Genomic DNA, 2020 nt, shown 5'->3' on the forward strand with positions numbered 1-2020 from the left:
TTCACTAGAAATAATTTTAGTTGGGCTTGATTTTGTTGTCGCCACTGGCGACTTCTGATACAGGAAATTTAGCACAAACACCATCAATTTTAATTGTGGTGTGTAAGTGCGCATTGACCTCATTTCACTCAGTCTTCTGATTCCCTTGAATTTACGTTTAGTGTATGCCTATCGCTCTGCTCAAACAAAACTGACGACGGCAAGTGTGATGGTCAATTCAGACGGAAACAGCGAAGATGGTTTTCGCTTTATTTGGCGGCGGCCTGATGGCCATTTGCAGGCCGCCAGAGGGCAGGCTCGCATACCTCAGCGACAAGATTTGGAAAAATTAACTAAAAAGGCAGAGGACGCGGGCTGGTATTAGTCACACAAAATCTCTCTTGAACCATAAACTCATTTCCAAGGGACTCCATTCAAGTCCAGACACCGTCTGAGAGCCTTATTCCTTCGTTCTAAGACCGTTTACCCCTCCACATGGTAAATTATACCGGAAAGCATTAAAACTTCTTAGATCGAAAATATAAGCCTTTTTAGGCCTATCTACATTTCTTTGTCTTCTTTCAGACTTAGTGTTTCTAACCAGTCAGGTTTCTTTTAAGCGCCGTTTTAGAAACGGCGTAAAAGTATCTGTTAGTTACTCTGGAATTGCTTAGAACGCAAAGTATGGCTTTTTAGCACTACTTGGGTCTATCTGCCGAGCGACAGTCGAGGCTTTTCCTGAACCACGCTTTTGATTTTGAATTTAGCGAGTGAACGAAGTGAACGCTGCAAGCAAAATGTGAGCGTGCTTTTCGCTCACTCCTTTTTGGTTTTTGGTCCTGATTTGGCATTTTGGGGCACGGAGACGAAGTCGGAGACCCCCACCTCTTTTATAACCTCTTTTAAAACCTCTTTTAAAACCTCTTTTAAGGGTGTGTTCAGCCTTACTCTCCCAAGGGGTACAGGATGATTAAGGCATGGAATTGTCTGTTTAAAGGCATGGAATTGTCTGTTTAAAGGCATGGAATTGTCTGTTTAAAGGCATGGAATTGTCTGTTTAAAGGCATGTTAATTTGGGCATGAAATCCTTTTATATATGCTATAATAATTTTGAGGTGATTATATGAGCAATGAGTTAGTGAAATATCAACCCGAACTGAACACCATTCCACTCCGTAAATTCAGTCCTACAGAAATGAATCTGTTCTTTTCAATTGTGTCTAGAATGCGTGATAAGGGCGACCAGACTGTACGCTTTAGCTTTGACCAGCTGAAAGACCTTAGTAACTACAAACCGACCGCCAATCGCCGATTTATTGACGACCTCAAGCGCACTTACAATCATTTGATGGACTTGCGTTTCGGTAGCCAAAGTAAAAGCGGGTTGTCATTTGAAAGATTTGTCATGTTTACCAAATTTAAAATCAACGGTGATGTGGAAGAGCCTTACGTTGACGTAGAAATCTACAAAGACGCTTTGCCCTTGCTGAACAATCTAGAGAGTTGGGTACGATACGCTTTAACCGAGTTTAGAGACCTTAAGAGTAGCTACGCCAAGACGATGTTCCGTTTGTTGAAAGGTTATCGCACCACCGGTTACGCCTATTTTTCAAAATCCGATTTTATTGAATTGCTTGATATTCCAAAAAGTTACCGGCAGTCTAACACCGACCAATATGTTATTAGTCCAATCAAAGAAGAACTTACCCCCCTATTTCGTGGGCTAACTGTCCGCAAGAAATACGGTAAAGGGCGAGGAAAGCCTGTTATTGGCTATTCTTTTGCATGGAAACCTGAACGCAAAGATGCCGAAGATGTCCAAGTCAGCAAGACTGAACGCCTGAACAAAGCCAAATTCAATATCGAGCACAATGGCGAACTGTCCGACAAAGAAAAATGGCGGGCAATTGATAAAATCAAAGGTCTCAAGCTAGGAACGACCGAAGCGGAACGTGAGCAACAAGCCCAACAGAAACGTGAAGAACAGATACGAGCAGATGAGCGCAAGAAAATTTTAGATAGCCTAACCAAACGCAGATAA

At 42.2% G+C, this 2020-nt stretch carries 2 protein-coding genes; both read left to right on the forward strand.

Annotated features, from left to right (window positions below; genetic code table 11):
• The first annotated feature begins 106 nt into the window (after positions 1-106).
• Positions 107-364, forward strand: a complete 258-nt coding sequence (locus tag LROSL1_RS00110) for a hypothetical protein (protein WP_178913283.1) — start codon at positions 107-109, stop codon at positions 362-364.
• Positions 365-1102: 738 nt separating this feature from the next.
• Entirely contained in the window at positions 1103-2020 is a 918-nt protein-coding gene (locus LROSL1_RS00115) for a replication initiation protein (protein ID WP_178913284.1), read from the forward strand.

It is taken from the genome of Furfurilactobacillus rossiae (genome assembly GCF_013394005.1).
Taxonomy (GTDB): domain Bacteria; phylum Bacillota; class Bacilli; order Lactobacillales; family Lactobacillaceae; genus Furfurilactobacillus; species Furfurilactobacillus rossiae.